Raw genomic sequence first — 23,151 nt, 5'->3', positions numbered from 1 at the left:
CGGTGGTCCGCTCTCAGCGATAGGTTGGCCGCCATGGCAGAGCAGCCCAGGAACGGCAAGGTGACCGTCGTCGGTGCCGGGTTCTACGGCTCGACCACAGCCCTCCGCCTCGCGGAGTACGACCTCTTCGAGACGGTCGTGCTCACCGACATCGTGGAGGGCAAGCCCGAGGGCATCGCCCTCGACATGAACCAGTCCCGGCCGATCGAGGGCTTCGAGACGAAGGTCGTCGGTGTCGGCGGCGGTTCGTACGAGGGCACCGAGGGCTCGGACGTCGTCGTCATCACCGCGGGGCTGCCCCGCAAGCCCGGCATGAGCCGGATGGACCTGATCGAGACCAACGCCAAGATCGTGCGGCAGGTCGCCGAGAACATCGCGCAGACCTCGCCGGACGCCGTGGTCATCGTCGTCTCCAACCCGCTGGACGAGATGACCGCCCTGGCGCAGCTGGCGACCGGCTTCCCGAAGAACCGGGTGATGGGCCAGGCCGGCATGCTCGACACCGCCCGGTTCACCAACAACGTCGCGGAGGAGCTCGGCGTCCCGGTGGCCTCGGTGCGCACCCTGACCCTCGGCTCGCACGGCGACACGATGGTGCCGGTGCCCTCGCGCTGCACCGTCGACGGCAAGCCGCTGGCCGACGTCCTGCCGGCCGATCGCATCGAGCACCTCGTCGACCGCACCCGCAACGGCGGTGCGGAGGTCGTGGCCCTGCTGAAGACAGGGTCGGCGTACTACGCGCCGTCGGCCGCGGCGGCACGCATGGCCCGCGCGGTCATGGAGGACTCCGGCGCGGTCATGCCCGTCTGCGCCTGGGTGGACGGCGAGTACGGCATCTCCGGGGTGTACCTGGGTGTCGAGGCCGAGATCGGGCGCGAGGGCGTCCGGCGCGTGGTCGAGGGTGACCTGACCGAGAGCGAATTGGCCGGGCTGCGTGAGGCGGCCGAGGCCGTGCGCGCCAAGCAGGCCGACGTAGCCGACCTCTGAAGAAGGACCCCACTGCCCCCACCGCTCGCACGCTCGCGGCGGGACCCTGCAGCGGGGCCACACGAGCACAAGGAGAACCTGTGGCGAAGATCAAGGTCGAGGGGACGATCGTCGAGCTCGACGGCGACGAGATGACCCGGATCATCTGGCAGTTCATCAAGGACCAGCTGATCCTCCCGTACCTCGACGTGGACCTCGAGTACTACGACCTCGGCATCGAGAAGCGCGACGAGACCGACGACCAGATCACCGTCGACGCGGCCAACGCGATCAAGAAGCACGGTGTCGGCGTCAAGTGCGCGACGATCACGCCCGACGAGGCGCGGGTCGAGGAGTTCGGGCTCAAGCGGATGTACCGCTCGCCCAACGGGACCATCCGCAACATCCTCGGCGGCGTCATCTTCCGCGAGCCGATCATCATGCAGAACGTGCCGCGGCTGGTGCCGGGCTGGACCAAGCCGATCGTCGTCGGCCGTCACGCCTTCGGTGACCAGTACCGCGCAACCGACTTCCGCTTCCCCGGCGAGGGGACGCTGACGCTGACCTTCACGCCGAAGGACGGCTCCGCGCCCATCGAGCACGAGGTCTTCCAGTCGCCCGGTGGCGGCGTCGCCATGGCGATGTACAACCTCGACGAGTCGATCCGCGACTTCGCCCGGGCCTCGATGAACTACGGCCTGCAGCGTGGCTACCCGGTCTACCTGTCGACCAAGAACACGATCCTCAAGGCCTACGACGGCCGGTTCAAGGACCTGTTCCAGGAGGTCTTCGAGTCCGAGTTCAAGGACCAGTTCGAGCAGGCCGGGATCACCTACGAGCACCGGCTCATCGACGACATGGTCGCCGCCTCCCTGAAGTGGGAGGGCGGCTACGTCTGGGCCTGCAAGAACTACGACGGTGACGTCCAGTCCGACACCGTGGCCCAGGGCTTCGGCTCGCTGGGCCTGATGACCTCGGTGCTGATGAGCCCCGACGGCCGCACCGTCGAGGCCGAGGCTGCCCACGGCACGGTGACCCGGCACTTCCGCCAGCACCAGCAGGGCAAGGAGACCTCGACCAACCCGATCGCGTCGATCTTCGCCTGGACCCGGGGTCTGGCCCACCGCGGCAAGCTCGACGGCACCCCCGAGGTGACCCGCTTCGCCGAGACGCTGGAGAAGGTCTGCATCGACACCGTCGAGGGCGGTCAGATGACCAAGGACCTCGCGCTGCTGATCAGCAAGGACCAGCCGTGGCTGACCACCCAGGACTTCCTGGCGGCCATCGACGGCAACCTGAAGAAGGCCATGGCGTCGTAGGACGGCTCATCCGCGTCGGCCCCCTCACCCACCGGGTGAGGGGGCCGACGTGCGTCCGGGAGCAGTCAGGCGCCGAACAGCTGGGTCCACCACGGGCCGCCGGGCCCCTCGGCCACGCCGACCCCCAGCTTGGTCAGGTCGCAGTCGAGGATGTTCGCCCGGTGCCCGGCGCTGTCCATCCAGGCCTCCATGACCGCGGCGGCGTCCGGCTGGCCGAAGGCGATGTTCTCCGCCCGCGCGTAGCCGACCCCGGCCTGCTCGGCCCGGTCGAACGGCGAGAGCCCGTCGGGGGTGTCGTGCGAGAAGTAGTCGCGGTCGCGCATGTCGGCGCTGTGTCCCCGCGCGACGGCGGCCAGGCCGGTGTCGGCCACCAGGGGCGCGCAGCCGGCTCCGGCGCGGGCCTCGTTCACCAGCGCCAGCACCTGGCCCTCGGTGCCGGGGTCGGCGGAGGCCGCGGCCGCGGCCGCGGGTGCCGCCGTGCGCTCGGCGGCGGCCGGCTCGTCCGCGGCCTCCTCGGCGGCGGTCGGCTCGTCGGCGGTCTCCTCGGCCGGCTCGTCGGGGGAGGACGCGGCCGGCTCGTCGGCGGTCGCGTCCGGCGTGTCCGCCTCGGCCGCGGGCTCCTCCGTCGCCGGGGTGGTCGAGGCCGCAGCCGGGGACTCCGCCGCTGTCGACGGTGCGGGCGCGGCGGGGTCGCCGTCGACGCCCATCTGCACCGTGGCACCGCCGGAGATGGCGTCCCCGGACGGGGTCGGGTCGCCGGAGGTCGTCGTCCCGTAGGACGAGGACGACCCGTCCAGCGCCACCTGGTCCGAGGCGGTGGTCACCACGCGGGAGACCATCGGGACGGCGAGGGCGACACCGGCCACCACGGCGACGACGGCCAGCACCGGGAGCACCCGGCGGAACAGGCGGCCCATCCTCGCGGCGATGCGGGAAGACAGCGGGGGACCCGCTGGTACGTGGTGCACGGGGTAACCCTCACGAGTTGCTAGATCACGAAACGTAACTTCATTGAGAGTAGCCGGGCGCGGAACGTGGTCGACAGGAGACTGTGAGTGAGATCACATCGCGTTCGACTTCACCCCTCCCGAGCGGTGTCCTCCGCGGCCCTGGCGGGCAGCATGGAGACCGTCATGCCCACAGCAGATCGAGGAGCGCGCCGCCGGTGAGCGACGTCTGGCTCAACATCGTCATGGTCGTCGTCTTCGTCCTGATCGGCGGGGCCTTCTCCGGGGCGGAGATCGCGCTGGTGAGCCTGCGCGAGTCCCAGGTACGGGCGATGGCCGACAGCGGCGGACGGCGCGGCAAGGCCGTGGCTCGGCTCCTGAGCGACCCCAACCGCTTCCTGGCCGCGGTGCAGGTCGGGGTGACCCTCGCCGGGTTCTTCTCGGCTGCCTTCGGTGCCAGCACCCTCTCCGAGCCGCTCGCCGACTGGCTCGTGAGGCTCGGGATGGGGGAGGGTCTTGCCGGCACCCTGGCCCTCGTCCTGGTCACCATCGCGATCAGCTACCTCTCCCTGGTGGTCGGTGAGCTGACCCCGAAGCGGCTGGCGCTGCAGCGGGCCGAGGGCTTCTCGCTGATCGTTGCCGCGCCGCTGAACGCCATCGCCAAGCTGTTCCGCCCGGTCATCTGGCTGCTGTCGAAGTCGACCAACGTGCTGGTGCGGCTGCTGGGCGGGGACCCCAAGGCCAGCGGTGAGGCGATCAGCCAGGAGGAGCTGCGCGACCTGGTCAGCGCGCACGAGTCGCTGAGCACCGACGAGCGGCGGCTCATCAACGAGGTCTTCCGGGCCGGGGACCGCGAGGTGCGCGAGGTCATGACGCCCCGCACCGAGGTGGACTTCCTCGAGGCGTCGATGACCGCCAGCCGCGCGGCCAAGCAGGTGCACGACTCCAGCCACTCCCGCTACCCCGTCGTCGGGCGGGACGAGGACGACGTCGTCGGGTTCGTGCACGTGCGCGACCTGTTCCTGCCCAACCACCCCGCGGGCCGGGCGGCGACCGTCGGCGACCTGGTCCGCGAGGTCAAGCGGCTGCCGGGCACCGCCGGCGTCCTCACCGCGCTGTCGGAGATGCGGCGGGAGAACCACCACCTGGCCATCGTCGTCGACGAGTACGGCGGCACCGACGGCATCGTCACCCTCGAGGACCTCATCGAGGAGGTCATCGGGGAGATCTACGACGAGTACGACGAGGACGTCACCGACGACGGCGGCGAGGTCCCCGGCGGACCGCACGAGGTCGACGGCCTGCTCAACCTCGACGACTTCCGCGAGGCGACCGGCCTGCAGCTGCCCGAGGGGCCCTACGAGACGGTCGCCGGCTACGTGCTGGCCGTGCTCGGCAAACTGCCCGAACCCGGGGACTCCGTGACGGTCGAGGGCCGCACGCTCACCGTGCTCGAGCTCGACGGACGGCGGATCGCCCGCATCTCGGTGAGCCGGGCCCCCGAGCCGGAGATCGACCCGGCGACGGTGCACACCGGCACCATCGGGACCTAGCTCGTGGCCCCGCTGCAGGGGCCCGCCGCGAGCGTGCGAGTGGCGGGGGCAGCGGGGTCCTCTCTCTCAGCCGCGGCTGCGGGCGGTGTCCCAGGCGTCGCGGACGATGCCGGCCAGGTCGGTGTGGCGCGGCGTCCAGCCGAGGTCGGCGCGGATCCGGTCGCTGGAGGCCACCAGCTGGGCGGGATCGCCCGAACGTCGCTCGCCCACGACCACCGGCACCGGGTGCCCGGTGACCTCGCGGACGGCGTCGACGACCTGCTGCACCGAGAAGCCGGTGCCGTTGCCGAGGTTGTAGATGCGGTGCTCGCCCGGCTGCGGGGCGGTCAGCGCCAGCAGGTGCGCGTCGGCCAGGTCGGCGACGTGGATGTAGTCGCGGATGCAGGTGCCGTCCGGCGTCGGGTAGTCCTCGCCGTAGACGGTCATGCTCTCCCGGGTGCCGGCCGCGACCTGCAGCGCGATGGGGATGAGGTGGGTCTCGGTGGTGTGCCGCTCCCCGAGGCCGTAGGCGGCGCCGGCCACGTTGAAGTAGCGCAGGCTCACCGCGGCGAAGTCGTACGCGGTCGCGTACGAGGTGAGCATCGTGTCGACGGCGAGCTTCGAGGCGCCGTAGGTGTTGGTCGGCCGGGTGGGGGCGTCCTCGCGGATGGGCACCTGCTCGGGCTCGCCGTAGGTGGCCGCGGTGGAGGAGAAGACGATCCGCCGGCAGTCGACGGCGCGCATCGCCTCGAGCAGCGCCAGCGTGCCCGCGACGTTGGTGTCCCAGTAGATCTCCGGCCGGACCTGCGACTCACCGACGAGGCTCTTGGCGGCGAAGTGCAGCACCCCCTCGGGGCGGACGTCGGCCAGCACCGGGCCCGACTCGTGCAGCGAGGCCCGCACCAGCCGCGCGCCCTCCGGGACGGCGTCGGCGTGCCCGGTGGACAGGTCGTCGAGCACCGTGACCTCGTGGCCCGCCGCGAGCAGGGCGGCCGTGACTACGCTGCCGATGTAGCCGGCCCCGCCGGCGACGAGTACGCGCATGCGCCCACCCTAGAGATCCGCGCCCCGCGCGGACGGCGCGGTCAGGAGGCAGAGCCAGTGGTCAGCGCACGACCGGCGGTGCAGCAGCTGCCCGCCTACAAGCCGGGGCGCAACCCCGCCGACCTGGCCCGGGAGATCGGGGTGCCGCAGGCGGTCAAGCTGGCCAGCAACGAGGTCGCCTTCCCGCCGCTGCCCGCCGTCGTCGAGGCGCTGGCCGCCACCGCCGCTGAGAGCAACCGCTACCCCGACAACGGCGCCGTCGTCCTCACCGCCGCGCTGGCCGAGCGGTACGACGTCGACCCCGCGCAGGTCGTGACCGGCTGCGGCGCGGTCATGCTCTGCCAGCAGCTGGCGCAGTCGTTCAACGACCCCGGCACGAGCATCGCCTTCGCCTGGCGGTCGTTCGAGATGTACCCGCTCCTGGCCCAGGTGGCCGGGGCCCGGTCCATCCAGGTCCCGCTGGCGCCCGGCCGCCCCGGCGGGCCGGCCGACACCCACGACCTCGAGGCGCTGGCCGCGGCCGTCGACGAGACCACGCGGGTGGTCTTCGTCTGCAACCCGAACAACCCCACCGGGACGGCGGTGCGCCGGCCTGAGCTCGAGCGGTTCCTGGACGCCGTCCCGGCCGACACGCTCGTCGTCCTGGACGAGGCCTACCGCGAGTTCGTCACCGACCTCGACGTCCCCGACGGGCTCGAGGTGATGCGCGGCCGCCCCAACGTCGCGGTGCTGCGGACCTTCTCCAAGGCGTGGGGGCTGGCCGGCCTGCGCGCGGGCTACCTCGTCGCCGAGGACCCGGCGGTGGCCGAGTCGGTGCGCAAGACCCACGTCCCCTTCAGCGTGAACATGCTCGCCCAGGCCGCCGCGGTCGCCGCCCTGGCCAGCGAGGACGAGGTGCGCCGGCGCTGCGCGGCGGTCACCGGGGAGCGGCAGCGGCTGACCGAGGCCCTCCGCGAGCGCGGGTTCGACGTCGCCGACAGTCAGGCCAACTTCGTGTGGCTGCCGGTGGGGGAGGACGCCGCGGGGCTGGCTGCCGCCCTCGAGTCGCGGGCGGTCATCACCCGGCCGTTCGCCGGCGAGGGGATCCGGGTCACCGTGGGCACGCCCGAGGAGGACGACGTCTTCCTGGCCGCGCTCGACGAGGTGCGTTCGGCCACACCGGCCGCGTGACCCGCCGACCGTGACGAGGACGTTCGGGACGCGCAGCGCACGGGCCCAGGATCGGCTGGTTTGATGGCCGACGTGCCTCTTCCCCGTGTGCTCTCCGGCATCCAGCCGACGGCGGGCTCCTTCCACCTCGGCAACCACCTGGGTGCGCTGCGGCAGTGGGTCCAGCTGCAGGAGACCACGGAGGCCTACTACTGCGTGGTCGACCTGCACGCGATCACCGTCCCGCAGGACCCCGCGGAGCTGCGGCGCAACACCCTCGTGTCGGCGGCGCAGCTGCTGGCCCTCGGCGTCGACCCGGCGCGCAGCACGCTGTTCGCCCAGAGCCACGTGCCCGAGCACCTGCAGCTGTCCTGGGTCCTGGAGTGCCTCACCGGCTTCGGCGAGGCCAGCCGGATGACCCAGTTCAAGGACAAGAGCCAGCGGGAGGGCGCCGCCGGGACGACGGTCGGCCTGTTCACCTACCCGGTGCTGATGGCCGCGGACATCCTCGTCTACCGGGCCGACCAGGTGCCCGTCGGTGAGGACCAGCGCCAGCACCTCGAGCTGACCCGCGACCTGGCCTCCCGGTTCAACGGCCGCTTCGGCGACACCTTCCCGGTGCCGGAGGGCATCATCCCCGAGGGCGCGGCGCGGGTCATGGACCTGCAGTCGCCGGACAAGAAGATGAGCAAGAGCCTGCCGCCGGCCGGCTGCGTCTTCCTGCTCGACGACCCCAAGGTGACGGCGAAGAAGATCCGCTCGGCGGTGACCGACACCGGCCGCGAGGTGGTCGCCGACCCGGTGGAGAAGCCGGGCATCACCAACCTGCTGACCATCCACAGCGCGCTGTCGGGCGCCTCGGTCGCCGAGCTGGAGGAGCGCTTCGCCGGCCGCGGCTACGGCGACTTCAAGAAGGAGCTGGCCGAGGTCGTCGTCGACTTCGTGACGCCGGTGCGCCAGCGGACGCTGGAGCTGCTCGACGACCGGGCCGAGTTGGAGAGGGTCCTCGCCGCGGGCGCGGCACGGGCGCGGGAGGTCGCCGCGGAGACCGTCGCCGCGGTGTACGACCGGGTCGGCTTCCTGCCAGCAGCGGGAGCGGGCGCGTGAACGACGACACCTTCGTCCCGCGCAGTCGCAGCGTGGTGCCGGAGACCTCCGTCCTCGGCGTCGTCGTCCCGATCCCCGAGCCGTGGTCGCAGCTGTTCGTCGACTGGCGCACCAAGGTGGGGGACCCGCAGGCCAGCCTCGTCCCGCCGCACGTGACGCTGCTGCCGCCCACCGAGGTGGCCACCGCCGACCGCCCGGCCATCACCGCCCACCTGGCCGACGTGGCGCGGGTGCACCCGCCCTTCGACATGCACCTGTCGGGTACGGGCACCTTCGCGCCGGTCTCGCAGGTCGTCTTCGTGGCGGTGGCCCGCGGCATCGGCAACTGCGAGCTGATCGCCAACGACGTGCGCCGCGGCCCGCTGTCCCGGGGCCTGTCCTACCCGTACCACCCGCACGTGACCGTGGCCCACGACGTCCCCCCGGACATGCTGGACCTCGCCTACTGCGGACTGGCCGACCTCTCGGCGCAGTTCCGCGTCACCTCCTTCACCGAGTTCGAGCAGACCCCCGACGGCGCCTGGGCGGTCGCCCGCGAGTACCCCCTCACCGGCCCGCCCCGCTGAAGGCGGACCCTCCTGCAGGGCCGTCGAGCGGCCGCCGACGTCGGGTGGGGGGTGACCGGGTCGCCCACCGTGTGCCCGGGCCGCAGACTGGGCCGCGATGACTGCGCCCCGGGCCGAGCCGTCCGCGCCACCCGGCGACCACCGCCCGACGCTCCGGAGCCGCATCGCCGGCCTGGCCGCGGGCTGGGACGCGCTCGTCGCCCGGCTGCGGCGCAGCCAGCCCTGGTTCGACCACCTGGCCCGCGCCGGCGGGCGCTACCGGCGCACGCAGGGCGACCTGATGGCCGCCGGCGTCACCTACTTCGTGTTCCTCGGGCTGGTCCCGGTCCTGCTGCTGGCAGCCTCCGCCATCGGCCTGGTGCTGGCGGGCGACGAGCTGCTGCAGGACGAGCTCTACGCCGCCATCCGCGACACCTTCCCCGGCTCCACCGGCGACCAGATCGTCCGGGAGCTGCGCGCGGCGGTGGGGTCGGCCGGCGTCGTCGGGGTCATCGGGCTGGCCGGCTTCGTCTACGCCGGGCTGCGGGCCATGGACAAGCTGCGGATCGGCATGGAACGGATCTGGCGGGGACGGGCCGACGAGCCGGAGTTCCTCCGCGACAACCTCCAGGACCTGCTCGCCCTGGTCCTGCTCGGCGCCACCGGCCTGCTCAGCCTGGGCTTCACCGGCGTGGTCACGCAGGCCACCGGCTGGCTGCTCGGCCTCCTGGGCCTGGACGACGCCCCCGGCCTGGGCGTGCTCACGTTCGTCCTCGGCCTGGCCCTGGCGGTCACCACCGACGTCCTGGTCTTCCTGTGGCTGCTCAAGGTGGTGCCGTCGACAACCCACCCGCTGCGCCGGCTGCTGCCGGGGGCCCTGTTCGGCGCGGCCGGCTTCGAGGTGATGAAACTGCTCGGCAGCCTCTACCTCTCGCTGATCTCCGGCAGCGTGACCGCGTCGGCCTTCGGTGGCGCCGTCGGCATCCTGGTGTGGATCAACCTCGTCTGCCGCTTCGCCTTCTTCACCGCGGCGTGGACCGCGACCCTGCGCCGGGTCCAGGGCGCGGTCCACGTGGTCCGCGAGCGCGCGGATCCGGTGGTGCCGCCGGCCGACCGCTGACCCGCGGCGGGACCACGTGCACCGCGCGGCGCACGCCGACCACCGTCGCGACGACGACCCCGACCGCCGCGGCGCCCAGGGCCGCGGGGAGCAGCGGGGAGTCGCCGGTCGTCCCGCGCGCCGCGGGGGTGCCCGGGGCGGCGACGGCGGCCGGGGCCGGGAGCCGAGTGGCCGAGGGCGTGGCCACGACGTCGGCACCGGACTCCACCAGCACGCCGACCCCGTTGCCGCCCGCGGGGACGCCGAAGCCCCAGTCGAGCAGCAGGGCGGCCTGGTCGGCGGCGCGCAGCGGGGTGTTCTCGGTGCCCATGACGCTGACCACGAGCCGGCGCCCGTCCCGCTCGGCGGCGGTGACGAAGGTGTGCCGGGCGGCGTCGGTGAACCCCGTCTTGCCGCCGAGGTTGCCGGGGTAGCGGGTGAGCAGCGGGTTCTGGTTCTGGATCTGGTAGCCCTCGGACCTGCCCTCCACGGCGGGCATCGCGGCCAGCTGCGTGGTCAGGATCGCCTCGGTGCGCGGGTCGTCGACCAGCCGGCGGAACACCAGGGCCAGGTCGTAGGGGGAGGAGGTCTGCCCGGCCACGTCCAGCCCGGACGGCGACCCTGCGACCGTGTCGTACGCGCCGATCGCCACCGCCGTCTGGTTCATCGCCTCGACGGTGACCTCGACCCCTCCGGCGGCCCGGGCCAGCGCGTTGGCGGCGTCGTTGCCCGACTGCATGACCAGGGCCTGGAACAGCAGCGAGACCGGGTAGCGCCCCCCGGCCACCAGCCCGACCCGGCTGCCCTCCATCGCCTCGTCCTCCTCGGTCCCCACCACGACCTCGTCGGGGTCGAGCAGCGGGACGAGGGTGAGCAGCGTCAGCGTCTTGAGCGTGCTCGCCGGGTAGTAGCGGCCGTGCGGGTCGCGGGCGGCCAGCACCGCGCCGGTGTCGGCGTCGGCCACCAGCCAGCCGGGGGCGACGACGCCGTCGGGCAGCGGGGGAGCGCCGTCGACGGCGACCGTGCCGCGGGTGTCCAGCCCCTCCCCGCCGACGGTGACCCCGGCCGGGCCGCTGCCCTGGGGCGGTCCGCCCGGCAGCGGCGCGGTGGGGGTGGGGGCCAGCGGGTCGGCCGTGGGCCGCGGGTCCTCGGCGAGCGCGGCGCCGGGTGCGAGGGCGATCCCGGCGGCCAGGACGGCGGCCGCGAGCCGGGCTGCCGCCGTCCGCCGTCGCACGAGGGCACGCTAGACCCGGCGGCTGCCGGCGTCCCCCCGGACCGTCCTGGTGGCGCATGCCACGCGCCCGGGTCGCCTTCGCAACGATCGCATCTCGGTCTCCTCCGCGGGCTGCGGCGCGGCCGTCGGCCGCGGTTAGCGTGCCCAGGTCGCGCGTTCTACCGCCCCGGCAGCGCCGGTCCGGCGGCGCGCGACCCGGATCCCACCGGGACGGGCCGGTGCACGAGTGCGGCTCGTTCCCCCAGAGAGGAGAGCGTCTTGCGCCGAGCGCGGAGGATGAAGGCCGCGGCGTTGCTGCTGGCCGGCAGCATGGCCCTGGCGGCCTGTGCCAGCGACGAGGCCGGCGGCGGCAGCACCGGCGGGGGTGGCGGCGAGGCCGCCGGCGACCTGCAGATCGGCCTGGCGTTCGACACCGGCGGCGAGGGCGACCGCTCGTTCAACGATGCGGCCGTGGCCGGCGTCGAGCAGGCCATCGAGGAGCACGGCGGCGAGGTCACCAAGCTCAGCCCGAACGCCGACGCGTCCAACCGCGCCGACCTGCTGACCCAGCTGGCCGACCAGGGCTTCAACCCGATCGTCGCCGTCGGCTTCGCCTACAGCGACGTCATCGGCGAGGTCGCCGCGCAGTACCCCGACGTGACCTTCGCGCAGGTGGACGGCTCGGTCGCCGACGCCGGCAACCCCGAGAACCTGACCGGTCTGCTGTTCTCCGAGGAGCAGGGCTCCTTCCTGGCCGGCGTCGCGGCGGCGCTGAAGACCGAGACCAACAGCATCGGCTTCGTCGGCGGCGTGGAGACCCCGCTGATCCAGAAGTTCCAGGCCGGCTACGAGGCCGGGGCACGGGCGGTCAAGCCGGACATCGCCATCAACAGCCAGTACATCTCGCCGGCCGGTGACTTCAGCGGGTTCAACGACCCGGCCCGCGCGCAGATCATCGCCCAGGGCATGTACGACGGCGGCGCCGACATCGTCTACCAGGCGGCGGGCGGCTCCGGCATCGGCGTGTTCCAGGCGGCCGCCGCCTCCGGTGGCCGGGCGATCGGCGTCGACTCCGACCAGTACCAGACGGTCGACGACCCGGCCCTCCAGGCGGTGATCATGACCTCGATGCTCAAGCGCGTCGACGTCGCGGTCGACACGTTCATCGGCGAGTTCGTCGACGGCAACGTCGCCGGGGGCACCGACGAGCGGTACGACCTGGAGTCCGACGGCGTCGGCCTGGCCACCACCGGTGGCTTCATCGACGACATCCAGGGCGACCTGGACACCTACCGCCAGCAGATCATCGACGGCACGATCACGGTCCCGACCACCCCGTGACGACGATCGGCTGACACGCACGACCGGCAGCGGGCCCGGGGGAGCAGGACGCGCCCCCGGGCCCGCTGTCGCGAGCAGGACCCCTGCGTCCCTCCCCCAGCCGGCCGTGGGCGATCATGCGGCGGGCCGGGGAACCCGGGCCGGGGGAGCGGTGGCCGCGGTCGATCCCGCGTCACCGATGCAGCAGAGTGGACGTGCCCCGCACACCCGCAGGGGCGCAGCGAGGGGAAGGGCCCACCATGCCTCCAGAACACGGGGCCGCAGGTGTCCCCACGGGGACGCCGGCGGGGGACGGCGACGCCGCGCCGCTGGCCGTCGAGCTGCGCGGCATCACCAAGCGCTTCCCCGGCGTCGTGGCGAACAAGGACATCGAGCTGCGGGTCCGCCGCGGCGAGGTGCACGCCATCGTGGGGGAGAACGGCGCCGGCAAGTCGACGCTGATGAAGACGCTCTACGGCGAGCACCGCCCGGACGAGGGCCAGATCCTCGTCGACGGCCGGCAGGTGCACTTCCGCAGCCCCGCCGACGCGATCGCCGCCGGCATCGGCATGGTCCACCAGCACTTCATGCTGGCCGACAACTTCACCGTCCTGGAGAACATCGTCCTGGGCAGCGAGCCCACCCGCGGCGGCCGGCTGGACCGGGCCGCGGCTCGCCGCCGGATCCGGGAGATCTCCGACGCCTACTCCCTGGGGCTGGACCCCGACGCGCTGGTCGAGGACCTCGGCGTCGGGGACCGGCAGCGGGTCGAGATCGCGAAGGTGCTCTACCGCGACGCGCGCACGCTGATCCTCGACGAGCCCACCGCCGTCCTCGTGCCGCAGGAGGTCGACGAGCTGTTCGGCAACCTCGCCGAGCTCAAGCGGGAGGGCCTCACCGTCATCTTCATCTCGCACAAGCTCGACGAGGTCCGCAAGGTCGCCGACTCGATCACCGTCATCCGCCGCGGCACCACCGTCGGCACCGCCGACCCGAGGACGACGACCAGCCGCCAGCTGGCCGAGATGATGGTCGGCTCCGAGCTGCCCTCCCCGGAGACCCGCACCTCCACGGTCCGGCCCACACCGGTGCTCGAGCTGCGCGGCGTCACGGTCGCCAGCCTCGCGGGCCGGCCGCTCGTCGACGACGTCGACCTGGTGGTCCGCGAGGGGGAGGTCGTCGGCATCGCCGGCGTCGAGGGCAACGGGCAGGCCGAGCTCGTGGACGCCGTCATGGGGCTGCGCGCGGTCGCGGCCGGGACCGTGGCGCTGGGCGGGGAGGACATCACCTCCTGGAGCACCCGCACCCGCCGGGAGGCCGGGCTGGGCTTCATCCCCGAGGACCGGCACCGGCAGGGGATGCTGCTGGACGCGACGCTGTGGGAGAACCGCATCCTCGGCCACCAGACCCGCCCGCCGGCGGTGAAGGGCCCGTTCATCGACCGCCGGGGCGCCCGCGCCGACACCGAGCGGATCATGCGCGAGTACGACGTCCGCGCCCCGGGGCCGGACACGCTGGCCGTCGCCCTGTCCGGCGGCAACCAGCAGAAGCTCATCGTCGGCCGGGAGATGAGCGCACAGCCCCGCCTGCTGCTGGCCGCGCACCCGACCCGCGGTGTCGACGTCGGCGCCCAGGCGGTCATCTGGGAGCTGCTCAAGGACGCCCGCGCCAACGGTCTGGGGATCCTGCTGGTCTCCGCCGACCTCGACGAGCTGATCGGCCTGTCCGACACGCTGCACGTCATGCTCCGCGGCCGGCTGGTCGCGAACCTGGACCCGGCGCACGTCACCCCGGAGGAGCTCGGTGGCCACATGACCGGCGCCCGGACGACGGCGGGTGCGGCATGAGCGCGCTGCGCCGTCTCGGCGCGGCCCTGGTCGCGCCGCTGCTGGCCATCGTCGCGGCGATCGTCATCTCCGGCCTGGTCATGGCCGTCCTGGGGGTCAACCCCTTCCAGGTGTTCGCCGTGATGGTCAACTTCGGTGACACCCCCACCCAGCAGGTCACCGCGATCGTCGTGATCCTCAACCGGGCCATCCCGCTGTTCATCTCCGGGCTGGCGGTCGCGATCGCGTTCCGGATGGGGCTGTTCAACATCGGTGTCGAGGGCCAGTACCGGCTGGCCACGGTCATGGCCGCCGCGGTCGGCGCCGCCGTCGTCCTGCCGGGCCCGCTGCACGTGCTGCTGATCGTGGTGGTCGCCATGGCGGTCGCCGCGATCTGGGCGGGCATCGTCGCCGTCCTCAAGGTGACCCGCGGCGTCAGCGAGGTCATCAGCTCGATCATGCTCAACTTCATCGCGCTGGGCATCGCGTCGTTCCTGCTCACCGGGCCGTTCCGGGGCAGCCCCGAGGGCGCGTCGATCATCAGCACCAAGGAGATCCCCGAGTCCGGGTGGATGCCCAGCCTCAACGGGCTGTTCGACCTGTTCGGCCTGGCCAACCCGCCCCGGCAGCTCTACGGGTTCCTCGTGGTGGCCGCGCTGCTCGGCGTCGTGGTCGCCGTCCTGCTCAACCGCACCCGGTTCGGCTACGACCTGCGGGCCACCGGGCTGTCGCCGTCGGCGGCGCGGGCCAGCGGCGTGGACGCCCGCGCGATGGTCGTCAAGACGATGCTGCTGTCGGGGGCGGTGGCCGGGCTGGTCGGCATGCCCGACCTGCTCGGGACGACGCACGGCTACACGACCGACTTCACCTCGGGCCTGGGCTTCCTGGGCATCGCGGTGGCCCTGCTGGGGCGCAACAACCCGGTCGGCATCGCGTTCGCCGCGCTGCTGTTCGCCTTCCTCGACCGGGCCCTGGTGCCGCTGCAGATCGCGGACTACCCGGCCTCGGTCGTCACGATCATCCAGGGCGTGATCGTGCTCGCCGTGGTCATCTCCAACGAGGTGGCCCGGCGGGTCGCCCTGCGCGCCGCGGAGCGGGGCGCGGCCCAGGCCGGGCCCGCCGCGGCCACCGGGGACGGCAGCGCCGGTCTCGCACGCACCGCCGACGGCGTGGACGCGGGCACCGGCGCGGGCGTCAGCCGCGGGACCGGCGCGGGCCAGCAGACCGACGAGCGGCAGGAGACCGGGGCATGAGCGCCACGACCACGACCCGGACCTCCGGGACCGGCCCCGCCCGCGGCCCGGTCGGCGAGCTCTTGCTCGGCGGCGGGCGGGCCCGCCGGGTCACCTGGCTGCTGGTCGGCGCGCTCGTGCTGGTCTCGGCCGTGCGGGTGATCAGCGGCGAGCAGGCGCTCACCTCGTCCTCGACGATCTCCGCGGCGCTGCTGCTGGCCGTGCCGATCGGGCTGGCCGCCCTGGGTGGGCTGTTCTCCGAGCGGGCCGGCGTGGTCAACATCGGCCTCGACGGGATGATGACACTGGGCACCTGGGGAGCCGGGTTCGCCGGCTACCAGTGGGGCTGGGCGGCCGCGCTGGTCGGCGGCATCGTCTTCGGTGCGCTGGGCGGGCTGCTGCACGCCGTCGCCACCGTCACCTTCGGGGTCGACCACGTGGTCTCCGGTGTGGCGATCAACATCCTCGCCGCGGGCGTCGTCCGCTTCCTCTCCGAGCTGCTCTACACCGACAACCCGGCGGGCGGCGGGGTCACCCAGTCGCCGGCGCTGTCCAGCGACCCGCCGGAGTTCTCGGTGCCGGTGCTCTCCTCGGGCCCCGACCTGCTCGGCGACCTCGAGCGCCAGCAGTGGTTCCTGGTCAGCGACGTCGCCGGCATCCTGCGCGGCCTCACCAGCGGCGTCGGTCTGCTGACCCTGCTCGCGGTGCTGCTGGTCCCGGCGTCCTACCTGCTGCTGTGGCGCACCGCCTTCGGGCTGCGGCTGCGCTCGTGCGGGGAGAACCCCGCGGCCGCCGACTCCCTCGGCGTGCCGGTCTACCGGCTGAAGTACGTCGCGGTGGTCATCTCCGGCGCGCTGGCCGGGATGGGCGGCGTGTTCCTGGTCTTCATCGCCGGCATCTACCGCGAGGGGCAGACCAACGGCCGCGGGTTCATCGGCCTCGCCGCGCTGATCTTCGGCAACTGGCGCCCCGGCGGCCTGGCGGCCGGCGCCGGCCTGTTCGGCTTCGCCGACGCGCTGCAGCTGCGCAGCCGCTCGGCGGTGGTGGCGCTGTTCCTGCTGCTGGCCGTGCTGCTCGCCGGTGTGGCCGTCTGGCAGGCGGTGCACCGGCGCGCGGTGCGGGCGGTGGTGGCCGCGGTGGTCGCCGCCGGCTCGCTGGTCGCCTTCCTGACCATCGACGAGCTGGCCCCCGGCCTGGTCTCGTTCACCCCCCACCTGACCACGCTGCTGGTGCTGTCGCTGGCGTCCCAGCGCCTGCGGATGCCCGCGGCCGACGGCCTCGTGTACCGAAGAGGAGAGCACTGACGTGCCACAGATCGACTGGGACGCCCTGCGGACGGCGGCCCGGGAGGCCATGACCCACGCCTACGCCCCCTACTCGCGGTTCCCGGTGGGCGTCGCGGGGCTGGTGGACGACGGCCGGGTGGTGACCGGCTGCAACGTGGAGAACGCCTCCTACGGGCTGGGCCTGTGCGCCGAGTGCGGCCTGGTCAGCGACCTGGTCCGCACCGGCGGTGGCCGGCTCGTGGCCGTCGCCTGCGTCGGCGGGGACGGGCAGCCACTCATGCCGTGCGGCCGCTGCCGGCAGCTGCTGTGGGAGCACGGCGGCGCCGACATGCTCATCGAGACCGTGTCGCTGGGGATCGTCCCGATGCGCGAGGTGCTGCCGGACGCGTTCGGGCCGGACGACCTGGTCGCGGCCGCGGAGAGGGATGGGCGGGCGTGAGCGCCTTCGACGCGATCGACGTCATCCGGGCCAAGCGGGACGGCGCCCGGCTGACCCCGGAGCAGATCCGCTGGGTGATCCGGTCCTACACCGACGGGACGATCCCCGACGAGCAGGTGAGCGCGCTGCTCATGGCGGTGTTCTTCCGCGGGATGTCGGCCGACGAGCTCGCCGTCTGGACCCAGGCGATGATCGACTCCGGCGAGCGCAAGGACCTCTCGCCGCTGGGCCGGCCGACCGCCGACAAGCACTCCACCGGCGGGGTCGGCGACAAGACCACGCTGCCGCTGGCGCCGCTGGTCGCCGCCTGCGGGGTGGCGGTGCCGCAGCTGTCCGGCCGGGGGCTGGGCCACACCGGCGGCACGCTGGACAAGCTGGAGTCGATCCCGGGTTGGCGGGCCGACGTCCACGAGGAGGCCTACCTCCGCCAGCTGCGGGAGGTCGGCGCGGTCATCTGCGCGGCCGGCAACGACCTCGCCCCGGCGGACAAGAAGCTCTACGCGCTGCGCGACGTCACCGGCACCGTCGAGTCGATCCCGCTGATCGCCAGCTCGATCATGAGCAAGAAGATCGCCGAGGGCGCCGACGCGCTGGTGCTCGACGTCAAGACCGGGTCCGGGGCGTTCATGAAGGACCCGGACTCCTCCCGCGAGCTGGCCCGCACGATGGTCGGCCTCGGCCAGGCGGCCGGGGTGCGCACCGTGGCGCTGGTGACCGCCATGGACCGGCCGCTGGGCCGCGCCGCGGGCAACGCCGTCGAGGTCGCCGAGTCGGTGGAGGTGCTCGCCGGGGGTGGGCCCGCCGACGTCGTCGAGCTGACCCTGGCGCTGGCCCGGGAGATGCTGGCCGGCGTCGGGCGGTCCGACGTCGACCCCGCGGACGCGCTGCGGGACGGCCGGGCGATGGACGTGTGGCGGCGGATGATCACCGCCCAGGGCGGGGACCCCGACGCGCCCCTGCCGCAGCCTGCGGAGAAGCACGTGGTGCCCGCGCCGGCGACCGGCACGCTGACCCGTCTGGACGCCTACGCGCTCGGGGTCGCCGCCTGGCGGCTGGGCGCCGGGCGGGCCCGCAAGGAGGACCCGGTGTCGGCCGCGGCCGGGGTCACCTGGACCGCCGGGGTGGGGGAGCCGGTCACCGAGGGGCAGCCGCTGCTCGAGCTGCACACCGATGACCCCGCGCGCATCGAGCGGGCGCTGGAGGCGCTGGACGGCGCGATCGGGATCGGCACCGACGACCAGCCGCTGCCCCTGGTCCTGGACCGCATCACCGCGTCCTGACCCCGTCACCTCCGCGATCATGAAGTCCGGGAAGCCACGCGCCGTCGGATCCCGGTGCGTCGCTTCCGGAACTTCATGATCGCGGGGATCGCGCCGCCGGCGATCGGTCGAGGGGGTGCCTCGGCTCCCGCGCCCCAGGGGGGAGACTGTCTCCTCGTGACGAGTACGTCCGCGCCCGTGGTGGCCGACAGCAGGCCGCGGCCCGGCGACCCGCTCGACCCGGACGCCGCCATCTCCATCCGCGGCCTGGTGAAGCGCTACGGGGACCGCACCGCCGTCGACGGCCTGGACCTCGACATCCGGCGGGGCGAGATCTTCGCGCTGCTCGGGCCCAACGGCGCCGGGAAGACCAGCACGGTCGAGGTGCTCGAGGGCTACCGGAAGCGGGACGGCGGCGACGTTCGCGTGCTCGGCGTCGACCCGGCCAAGGGCGGACGCCGGTGGAAGGCCCAGCTGGGCATCGTGCTGCAGTCGGGCGCGGGGGAAAGCCAGCTCTCGGTCCGCGAGTTGGTCACGGCGCGGGCGTCGTACTACGCCGAGCCCCGCGACCCCGACGAGGTGCTGGAGCTCGTCGGCCTCACCGACAAGGCGGGGGCCCGCGGCCGCGCCCTCTCCGGGGGCCAGCGCCGGCGGCTGGACGTCGCGCTGGGCATCGTCGGCCGCCCGCGCCTGCTCTTCCTCGACGAGCCGACCACCGGCTTCGATCCCGAGGCGCGGCGGCAGTTCTGGGCGCTGATCCGCTCGCTGCGCGACCTGGGCACCACGATGCTGCTCACCACCCACTACCTCGACGAGGCCGAGACGCTGGCCGACCGGGTCGGCGTCCTCGCCCGCGGCCAGCTCGCGGAGGTCGCCGTCCCGACGGCGCTGGGCGGGCGTGGCACCGCACCCGCCGTGGTCAGCTGGACCGAGGACGGCGTCCGGCGCACCGCCGAGACCACGACGCCCACCGCGTTCGTGCGCGAGCTGGCCGCCCGCTTCCCCGGCGAGGTGCCCGACCTGTCGGTCAACCGGCCCACGCTCGAGGACGTCTACCTGAAGATGATCGGGGACCACTCGTGACCGTCTCCGCGCCCGAGCGGGCCGCGCTGCCCTCGTTCGGCCGGGTCTACCTGACCCGCGCCGGCGTCGAGCTCAAGGAGTTCTTCCGCCAGCGCGAGTCGGTGGTCTTCACCCTCGCCTTCCCGGTGATCCTGTTGCTGGGCCTGGGCGCGGTGCTCGACTACGACCTCGGTGCCGGCGTCGACTTCCCGCAGTACTTCATGGCCGGGGTCATCACCGCCGGCATCGTCGGCGCCAGCCTGCAGAACATGGCGATCCACATCGCTGCGGAGCGCTCGGACGGCACGCTCAAGGGCCTCGCCGGGACCCCGATGCCCGCCAGCGCGTACTTCGCCGGCAAGGTCGTGCAGGTGCTCGCGGTGGCGGTCGCGACGATCGCGCTGCTCCTGCTCGTCGGCGTCCTCGTGTTCGGTATCGACCTGCCCTCGGGCACCGACTGGCTGACCTTCGCGTGGGTGTCGGTCCTCGGCGCCGCGGCGTGCACCCTGCTGGGCATCGTCGTGTCGACGCTGGCCCGCAACGGCCGCTCGGCGTCGGCGACGGTCACCCCCATCGCGCTGGTGCTCGAGTTCGTCTCCGGCGTGTTCATGCCCTTCGACCAGGTGCCGGGCTGGCTGCAGGACGTCGCCGCGGTCTTCCCGGTGAAGTGGCTGGCGCAGGGGCTGCGCTCGGTCTTCCTCCCGGACGCGCTGGCCGCCCGCGAACCGGCGGGGTCGTGGGAGCTCGGCACGGTCGCGCTGGTGCTCGGCCTCTGGTGCGTCGCCGGCCTGGTCCTGTGCGCCCTGACCTTCCGCTGGCAGGACCGCGGGACCGACTGAGGAAGGCGTCCCCGTCCCGTCCCCGGCTGAAGTCCGCGCGGCGACCGAACGACAATGTCACCGTGAGTGCACCGCTGACTGCCGAGAACCTCCGCCGCGCCCCGAAGGTCCTCCTGCACGACCACCTGGACGGCGGGCTGCGGCCGCAGACGGTGCTGGAGCTGGCCGACGCCGCCGGGTACCGGGCGCTGCCCGCGGACGACGCCGACGAGCTGGGTCGCTGGTTCCGGCAGGCCGCCGACTCCGGCTCGCTGGTGCAGTACCTGGAGACGTTCGCGCACACCGTCGGGGTGATGCAGCGCCCCGAGGCCGTGCAGCGGGTGGCCCGCGAGTGCGCGCTCGACCTGGCCGCGGACGGCGTCGTGTACGCCGAGGTGCGCATGGCGCCGGAGCTGCTCACGGCGGAGGGCACGCCGATCGAGGAGGCGGTGGAGGCGATCCTCGACGGGTTCGCCAAGGGCAGCGCGGAGGCGGCCGCGGCGGGCACGCCGATCACCGTCGGCACGCTGCTGTGCGCCATGCGGCAGAACGACCGGTGGGACGAGGTGGCCGGCCTCGTCGTCCGCCACCGGGACGCCGGGGTGGTCGGGTTCGACCTGGCCGGCCCCGAGATCGGCTTCCCGCCGGACCGCCACCCCTCGGCGATCGCCCTGCTCGACCGGGCCGGCGCGCACCGCACCATCCACGCCGGCGAGGCCGCCGGCGTGGGCAGCATCGTCGCCGCCCTGGACGGCGCCCGCGCCGAGCGGCTGGGCCACGGGGTGCGCATCGCCGACGAGGTGGGGCCCGACGGGACGCTGGGCCCGGTGGCGGAGCGGGTGCGCGCGCACGGCGTGACGCTGGAGGTGGCGCCGTCGTCCAACGTGCAGACCGGCGCCTACCCGTCGCTGGCCGAGCACCCGGTCGACCGGCTGCACCGGCTCGGGTTCGCGGTCACGCTCAACACCGACAACCGCCTGATGAGCGGCGTCTCGGTGACCAGCGAGTTCGCCGACGTCGTCGCGACCTTCGGCTGGGACTGGGACGACGTCCGGACGGTCACCGAGCGGGCGCTGGCCGGCGCGTTCCTCGCCGACGGGGAGCGGGACCGGCTGCTGGCCGACGTGGTCCGCCCCGGGTACGCCGCCCTGCGCGGCTGAGGGTGGCGGGGGCCACCCCGCGCTCGGGAATCCCTGGTCGCGCTGCGCTGCTACCGTGAGTGGACCGGCACTCGCCGGTCATCCTCCCGGACGGTCCGTCCGGGCATGAGCGCATCCGTGCAGATCAGCAGCGTCTCCTGACGTCGTGATCGCCAGTGAGGACGCCGGTCGGCCGGTGTCCGCGCACCACCACGGGACGCGCCCGAGTCGTATCGGAGTCCCACACCCGCATGACCACGTTCGACACTGTCGACGTCCAGACCACCCCTGAGACCCCCGAGGTCGAGGCCGCCGCACCGGTCGGCCCGACCTTCGCCCAGCTGGGCCTGGCCCAGCCGCTGGTCACCGCGCTCGAGCGGCGCGGCATCCGGCACCCCTTCGCCATCCAGGCCTCCGCCCTGCCCGACGCCCTCGCCGGGCGCGACGTGCTCGGCAAGGCCGCCACCGGCTCGGGCAAGACGCTGGCCTTCGGCCTGCCCCTGCTCGCCCGGCTCGGTGAGGACGTCCTGCGCGGCCGCCGCGCGCCGCGCGGGCTCATCCTCGTGCCGACGCGTGAGCTCGCCCAGCAGGTGCACGACAACCTGGCCCCGCTGGGCCAGGCCACCGGCGTGCAGCTGGCCACCGTCTACGGCGGTGCCTCCATGTACCGCCAGATCCAGCAGCTGCGCCGCGGCGTCGACGTCGTCATCGCCACCCCGGGCCGGCTGCAGGACCTCATCGGCCAGGGTGAGTGCACCCTCGACGAGGTCGCCGTCACCGTCATCGACGAGGCCGACTTCATGTCCGACCTCGGCTTCCTGCCGGTCGTGCAGGAGCTGCTCGACCAGACCCGTCCCGACGCCCAGCGGCTGCTGTTCTCGGCCACGCTGGACGGCGAGGTCGACACCCTGGTCCGCCGCTACCTCAAGGACCCGGCCCGGCACGAGGTCAAGCGCCCCGGTGACGACGCCCCGCCGGCCGAGCACCTGGCCTACAGCGTCGCGTTCCGGGACAAGGTCCCGGTGACCCAGGAGCTGGCCGCGCGTCCGGGCCGCACCATCGTCTTCGCCCGCACCCAGCTCGGCGTCGACCGGCTCACCGAGAACCTCAAGGCCGTGGGCATCAAGGCCGAGGCGATCCACGGCGGGCTGCCGCAGTCGGCCCGCCGCCGCGCGCTGGAGGCGTTCACCGACGCCCGCAGCCCGGTGCTCGTCGCCACCGACGTCGCCGCGCGCGGCATCCACGTCGACGACGTCTCGCTGGTCCTGCACTACGACCCGCCGACCGACCACAAGACCTACCTGCACCGCTCGGGCCGCACCGCCCGCGCCGGTGCCGCCGGTGTGGTCGTCTCGCTGCTGCTGCCCGACCAGGTGGGCCAGGCCAAGCGCCGGTTCCGCCAGGCCAAGGTGGAGCCGACGGTCAGCCGGGTCCGCCCGGGTGACACCCCGATCGCCGAGCTGGTCGCCAGCGGCGTGCACGTCGAGCCGGTCGAGCGCCCGGTGCGCGAGTCCCGGCGTCCCTCCGGCGGTCCCGGCGGCCGGCGTCCGCGGCGGGACGGCGAGCGCCCGCGTCGCGACGGCGACCGGCCGCGTCGTCCCTACGGGGACCGGCCGCGCCGGGACGGCGAGCGCCCGGCGGGTGAGCGGTCCCACGGCGAGCGCCCGTACGGCGAGCGCTCCGGCGGCGGGGACCGTCGTCCCAGCGGCTACCGCGGGCAGGGCCGGCGGCCCAGCCGCTCGGCGGACTTCTCCGACTGAAGAAGGACCCTCCTGCAGGGTCCCGCCACTCGCAGGCTCGCGGCGGGACCCTGCAGGAGGGCCACACGGCAGCGGCCGGTCCCGGTTCC

General features: G+C 73.8%; 20 protein-coding genes. 17 read left to right on the top strand and 3 right to left on the bottom strand.

The features are described from left to right. Positions 1 to 33 precede the first annotated feature (33 nt). The gene (gene mdh / locus ACI79D_RS06105) at positions 34 to 987 is read left to right on the top strand and encodes a malate dehydrogenase (RefSeq protein ID WP_456917454.1); all 954 of its coding nucleotides are present in this window, start codon (positions 34 to 36) and stop codon (positions 985 to 987) included. 80 nt (positions 988 to 1,067) lie between these two features. Beyond that, positions 1,068 to 2,285, top strand: a complete 1,218-nt coding sequence (locus ACI79D_RS06100) for an NADP-dependent isocitrate dehydrogenase (RefSeq protein ID WP_456917453.1) — start codon at positions 1,068 to 1,070, stop codon at positions 2,283 to 2,285. A 65-nt stretch (positions 2,286 to 2,350) separates the two neighbouring features. On the opposite strand, the gene ACI79D_RS06095 is transcribed toward ACI79D_RS06100, so the two are convergent. Further along, on the bottom strand, positions 2,351 to 3,202 hold the full coding sequence (locus tag ACI79D_RS06095) for a CAP domain-containing protein (protein ID WP_456917452.1): 852 nt from the start codon (positions 3,200 to 3,202) through the stop codon (positions 2,351 to 2,353). A 248-nt stretch (positions 3,203 to 3,450) separates the two neighbouring features. Here ACI79D_RS06095 and ACI79D_RS06090 point away from each other — a divergent pair, with 248 nt between their 5' ends. After that, positions 3,451 to 4,785, top strand: a complete 1,335-nt coding sequence (locus tag ACI79D_RS06090) for a hemolysin family protein (RefSeq protein WP_456917451.1) — start codon at positions 3,451 to 3,453, stop codon at positions 4,783 to 4,785. Positions 4,786 to 4,851: 66 nt separating this feature from the next. On the opposite strand, the gene galE is transcribed toward ACI79D_RS06090, so the two are convergent. After that, positions 4,852 to 5,808: a UDP-glucose 4-epimerase GalE gene (galE, locus tag ACI79D_RS06085; RefSeq protein ID WP_456917450.1), complete on the bottom strand. Its 957-nt coding sequence runs from the start codon at positions 5,806 to 5,808 to the stop codon at positions 4,852 to 4,854. Positions 5,809 to 5,865: 57 nt separating this feature from the next. On the opposite strand from galE, the gene hisC reads away from it, so the two are divergent. The 4 genes from hisC to ACI79D_RS06065 all read left to right on the top strand — a co-directional run bounded on the left by hisC (position 5,866) and on the right by ACI79D_RS06065 (position 9,729). Further along, the gene (gene hisC, locus ACI79D_RS06080) at positions 5,866 to 6,978 is read left to right on the top strand and encodes a histidinol-phosphate transaminase (protein WP_456917449.1); all 1,113 of its coding nucleotides are present in this window, start codon (positions 5,866 to 5,868) and stop codon (positions 6,976 to 6,978) included. Positions 6,979 to 7,041: 63 nt separating this feature from the next. Continuing rightward, positions 7,042 to 8,064, top strand: a complete 1,023-nt coding sequence (gene trpS / locus ACI79D_RS06075; protein ID WP_456917448.1) for a tryptophan--tRNA ligase — start codon at positions 7,042 to 7,044, stop codon at positions 8,062 to 8,064. After that, the gene (locus ACI79D_RS06070; protein WP_456917447.1) at positions 8,061 to 8,630 is read left to right on the top strand and encodes a 2'-5' RNA ligase family protein; all 570 of its coding nucleotides are present in this window, start codon (positions 8,061 to 8,063) and stop codon (positions 8,628 to 8,630) included. Before trpS ends, ACI79D_RS06070 begins: the two co-directional genes overlap by 4 nt. A 97-nt stretch (positions 8,631 to 8,727) precedes the next feature. Beyond that, positions 8,728 to 9,729: a YihY/virulence factor BrkB family protein gene (locus ACI79D_RS06065; protein WP_456917446.1), complete on the top strand. Its 1,002-nt coding sequence runs from the start codon at positions 8,728 to 8,730 to the stop codon at positions 9,727 to 9,729. Here the strand turns inward: ACI79D_RS06065 and ACI79D_RS06060 are convergent. Next, positions 9,632 to 10,942 (bottom strand): D-alanyl-D-alanine carboxypeptidase family protein, encoded by a 1,311-nt coding sequence (locus ACI79D_RS06060; RefSeq protein ID WP_456917445.1) that lies wholly within the window; start codon positions 10,940 to 10,942, stop codon positions 9,632 to 9,634. The two genes, ACI79D_RS06065 and ACI79D_RS06060, sit on opposite strands and share 98 nt — an antisense overlap. A gap of 258 nt (positions 10,943 to 11,200) precedes the next feature. On the opposite strand from ACI79D_RS06060, the gene ACI79D_RS06055 reads away from it, so the two are divergent. The 10 genes from ACI79D_RS06055 to ACI79D_RS06010 all read left to right on the top strand — a co-directional run bounded on the left by ACI79D_RS06055 (position 11,201) and on the right by ACI79D_RS06010 (position 23,062). After that, positions 11,201 to 12,262: a BMP family lipoprotein gene (locus ACI79D_RS06055; protein ID WP_456917444.1), complete on the top strand. Its 1,062-nt coding sequence runs from the start codon at positions 11,201 to 11,203 to the stop codon at positions 12,260 to 12,262. Positions 12,263 to 12,501: 239 nt separating this feature from the next. Continuing rightward, positions 12,502 to 14,088 carry an ABC transporter ATP-binding protein gene (locus tag ACI79D_RS06050; protein ID WP_456917443.1) on the top strand — a complete coding sequence of 529 codons (1,587 nt, stop codon included), beginning with the start codon at positions 12,502 to 12,504 and terminating at the stop codon, positions 14,086 to 14,088. After that, a complete protein-coding gene (locus ACI79D_RS06045) occupies positions 14,085 to 15,320 on the top strand; it encodes an ABC transporter permease (RefSeq protein WP_456917442.1) in 1,236 nt (411 codons plus the stop codon). Before ACI79D_RS06050 ends, ACI79D_RS06045 begins: the two co-directional genes overlap by 4 nt. Beyond that, complete coding sequence (locus tag ACI79D_RS06040; protein ID WP_456917441.1) at positions 15,317 to 16,603, top strand: ABC transporter permease; 1,287 nt, start codon at positions 15,317 to 15,319, stop codon at positions 16,601 to 16,603. The genes ACI79D_RS06045 and ACI79D_RS06040 overlap by 4 nt, the downstream gene beginning before the upstream one ends. 1 nt (position 16,604) lies before the next feature. Next, entirely contained in the window at positions 16,605 to 17,024 is a 420-nt protein-coding gene (locus tag ACI79D_RS06035; protein WP_456917440.1) for a cytidine deaminase, read from the top strand. Next, complete coding sequence (locus ACI79D_RS06030; protein ID WP_456917439.1) at positions 17,021 to 18,304, top strand: thymidine phosphorylase; 1,284 nt, start codon at positions 17,021 to 17,023, stop codon at positions 18,302 to 18,304. The genes ACI79D_RS06035 and ACI79D_RS06030 overlap by 4 nt, the downstream gene beginning before the upstream one ends. Positions 18,305 to 18,460: 156 nt before the next feature. Then, positions 18,461 to 19,366, top strand: a complete 906-nt coding sequence (locus ACI79D_RS06025; RefSeq protein WP_456917438.1) for an ABC transporter ATP-binding protein — start codon at positions 18,461 to 18,463, stop codon at positions 19,364 to 19,366. After that, the gene (locus ACI79D_RS06020) at positions 19,363 to 20,184 is read left to right on the top strand and encodes an ABC transporter permease (RefSeq protein WP_456917437.1); all 822 of its coding nucleotides are present in this window, start codon (positions 19,363 to 19,365) and stop codon (positions 20,182 to 20,184) included. Before ACI79D_RS06025 ends, ACI79D_RS06020 begins: the two co-directional genes overlap by 4 nt. Positions 20,185 to 20,246: 62 nt before the next feature. After that, a complete protein-coding gene (locus ACI79D_RS06015) occupies positions 20,247 to 21,323 on the top strand; it encodes an adenosine deaminase (RefSeq protein ID WP_456917436.1) in 1,077 nt (358 codons plus the stop codon). A gap of 230 nt (positions 21,324 to 21,553) precedes the next feature. Continuing rightward, positions 21,554 to 23,062 (top strand): DEAD/DEAH box helicase, encoded by a 1,509-nt coding sequence (locus ACI79D_RS06010; RefSeq protein WP_456917435.1) that lies wholly within the window; start codon positions 21,554 to 21,556, stop codon positions 23,060 to 23,062. Positions 23,063 to 23,151 lie beyond the last annotated feature (89 nt).

It is taken from the genome of Geodermatophilus sp. SYSU D00708, assembly GCF_054050115.1.
This window is presented reverse-complemented; position numbering and strand designations above follow the sequence as displayed.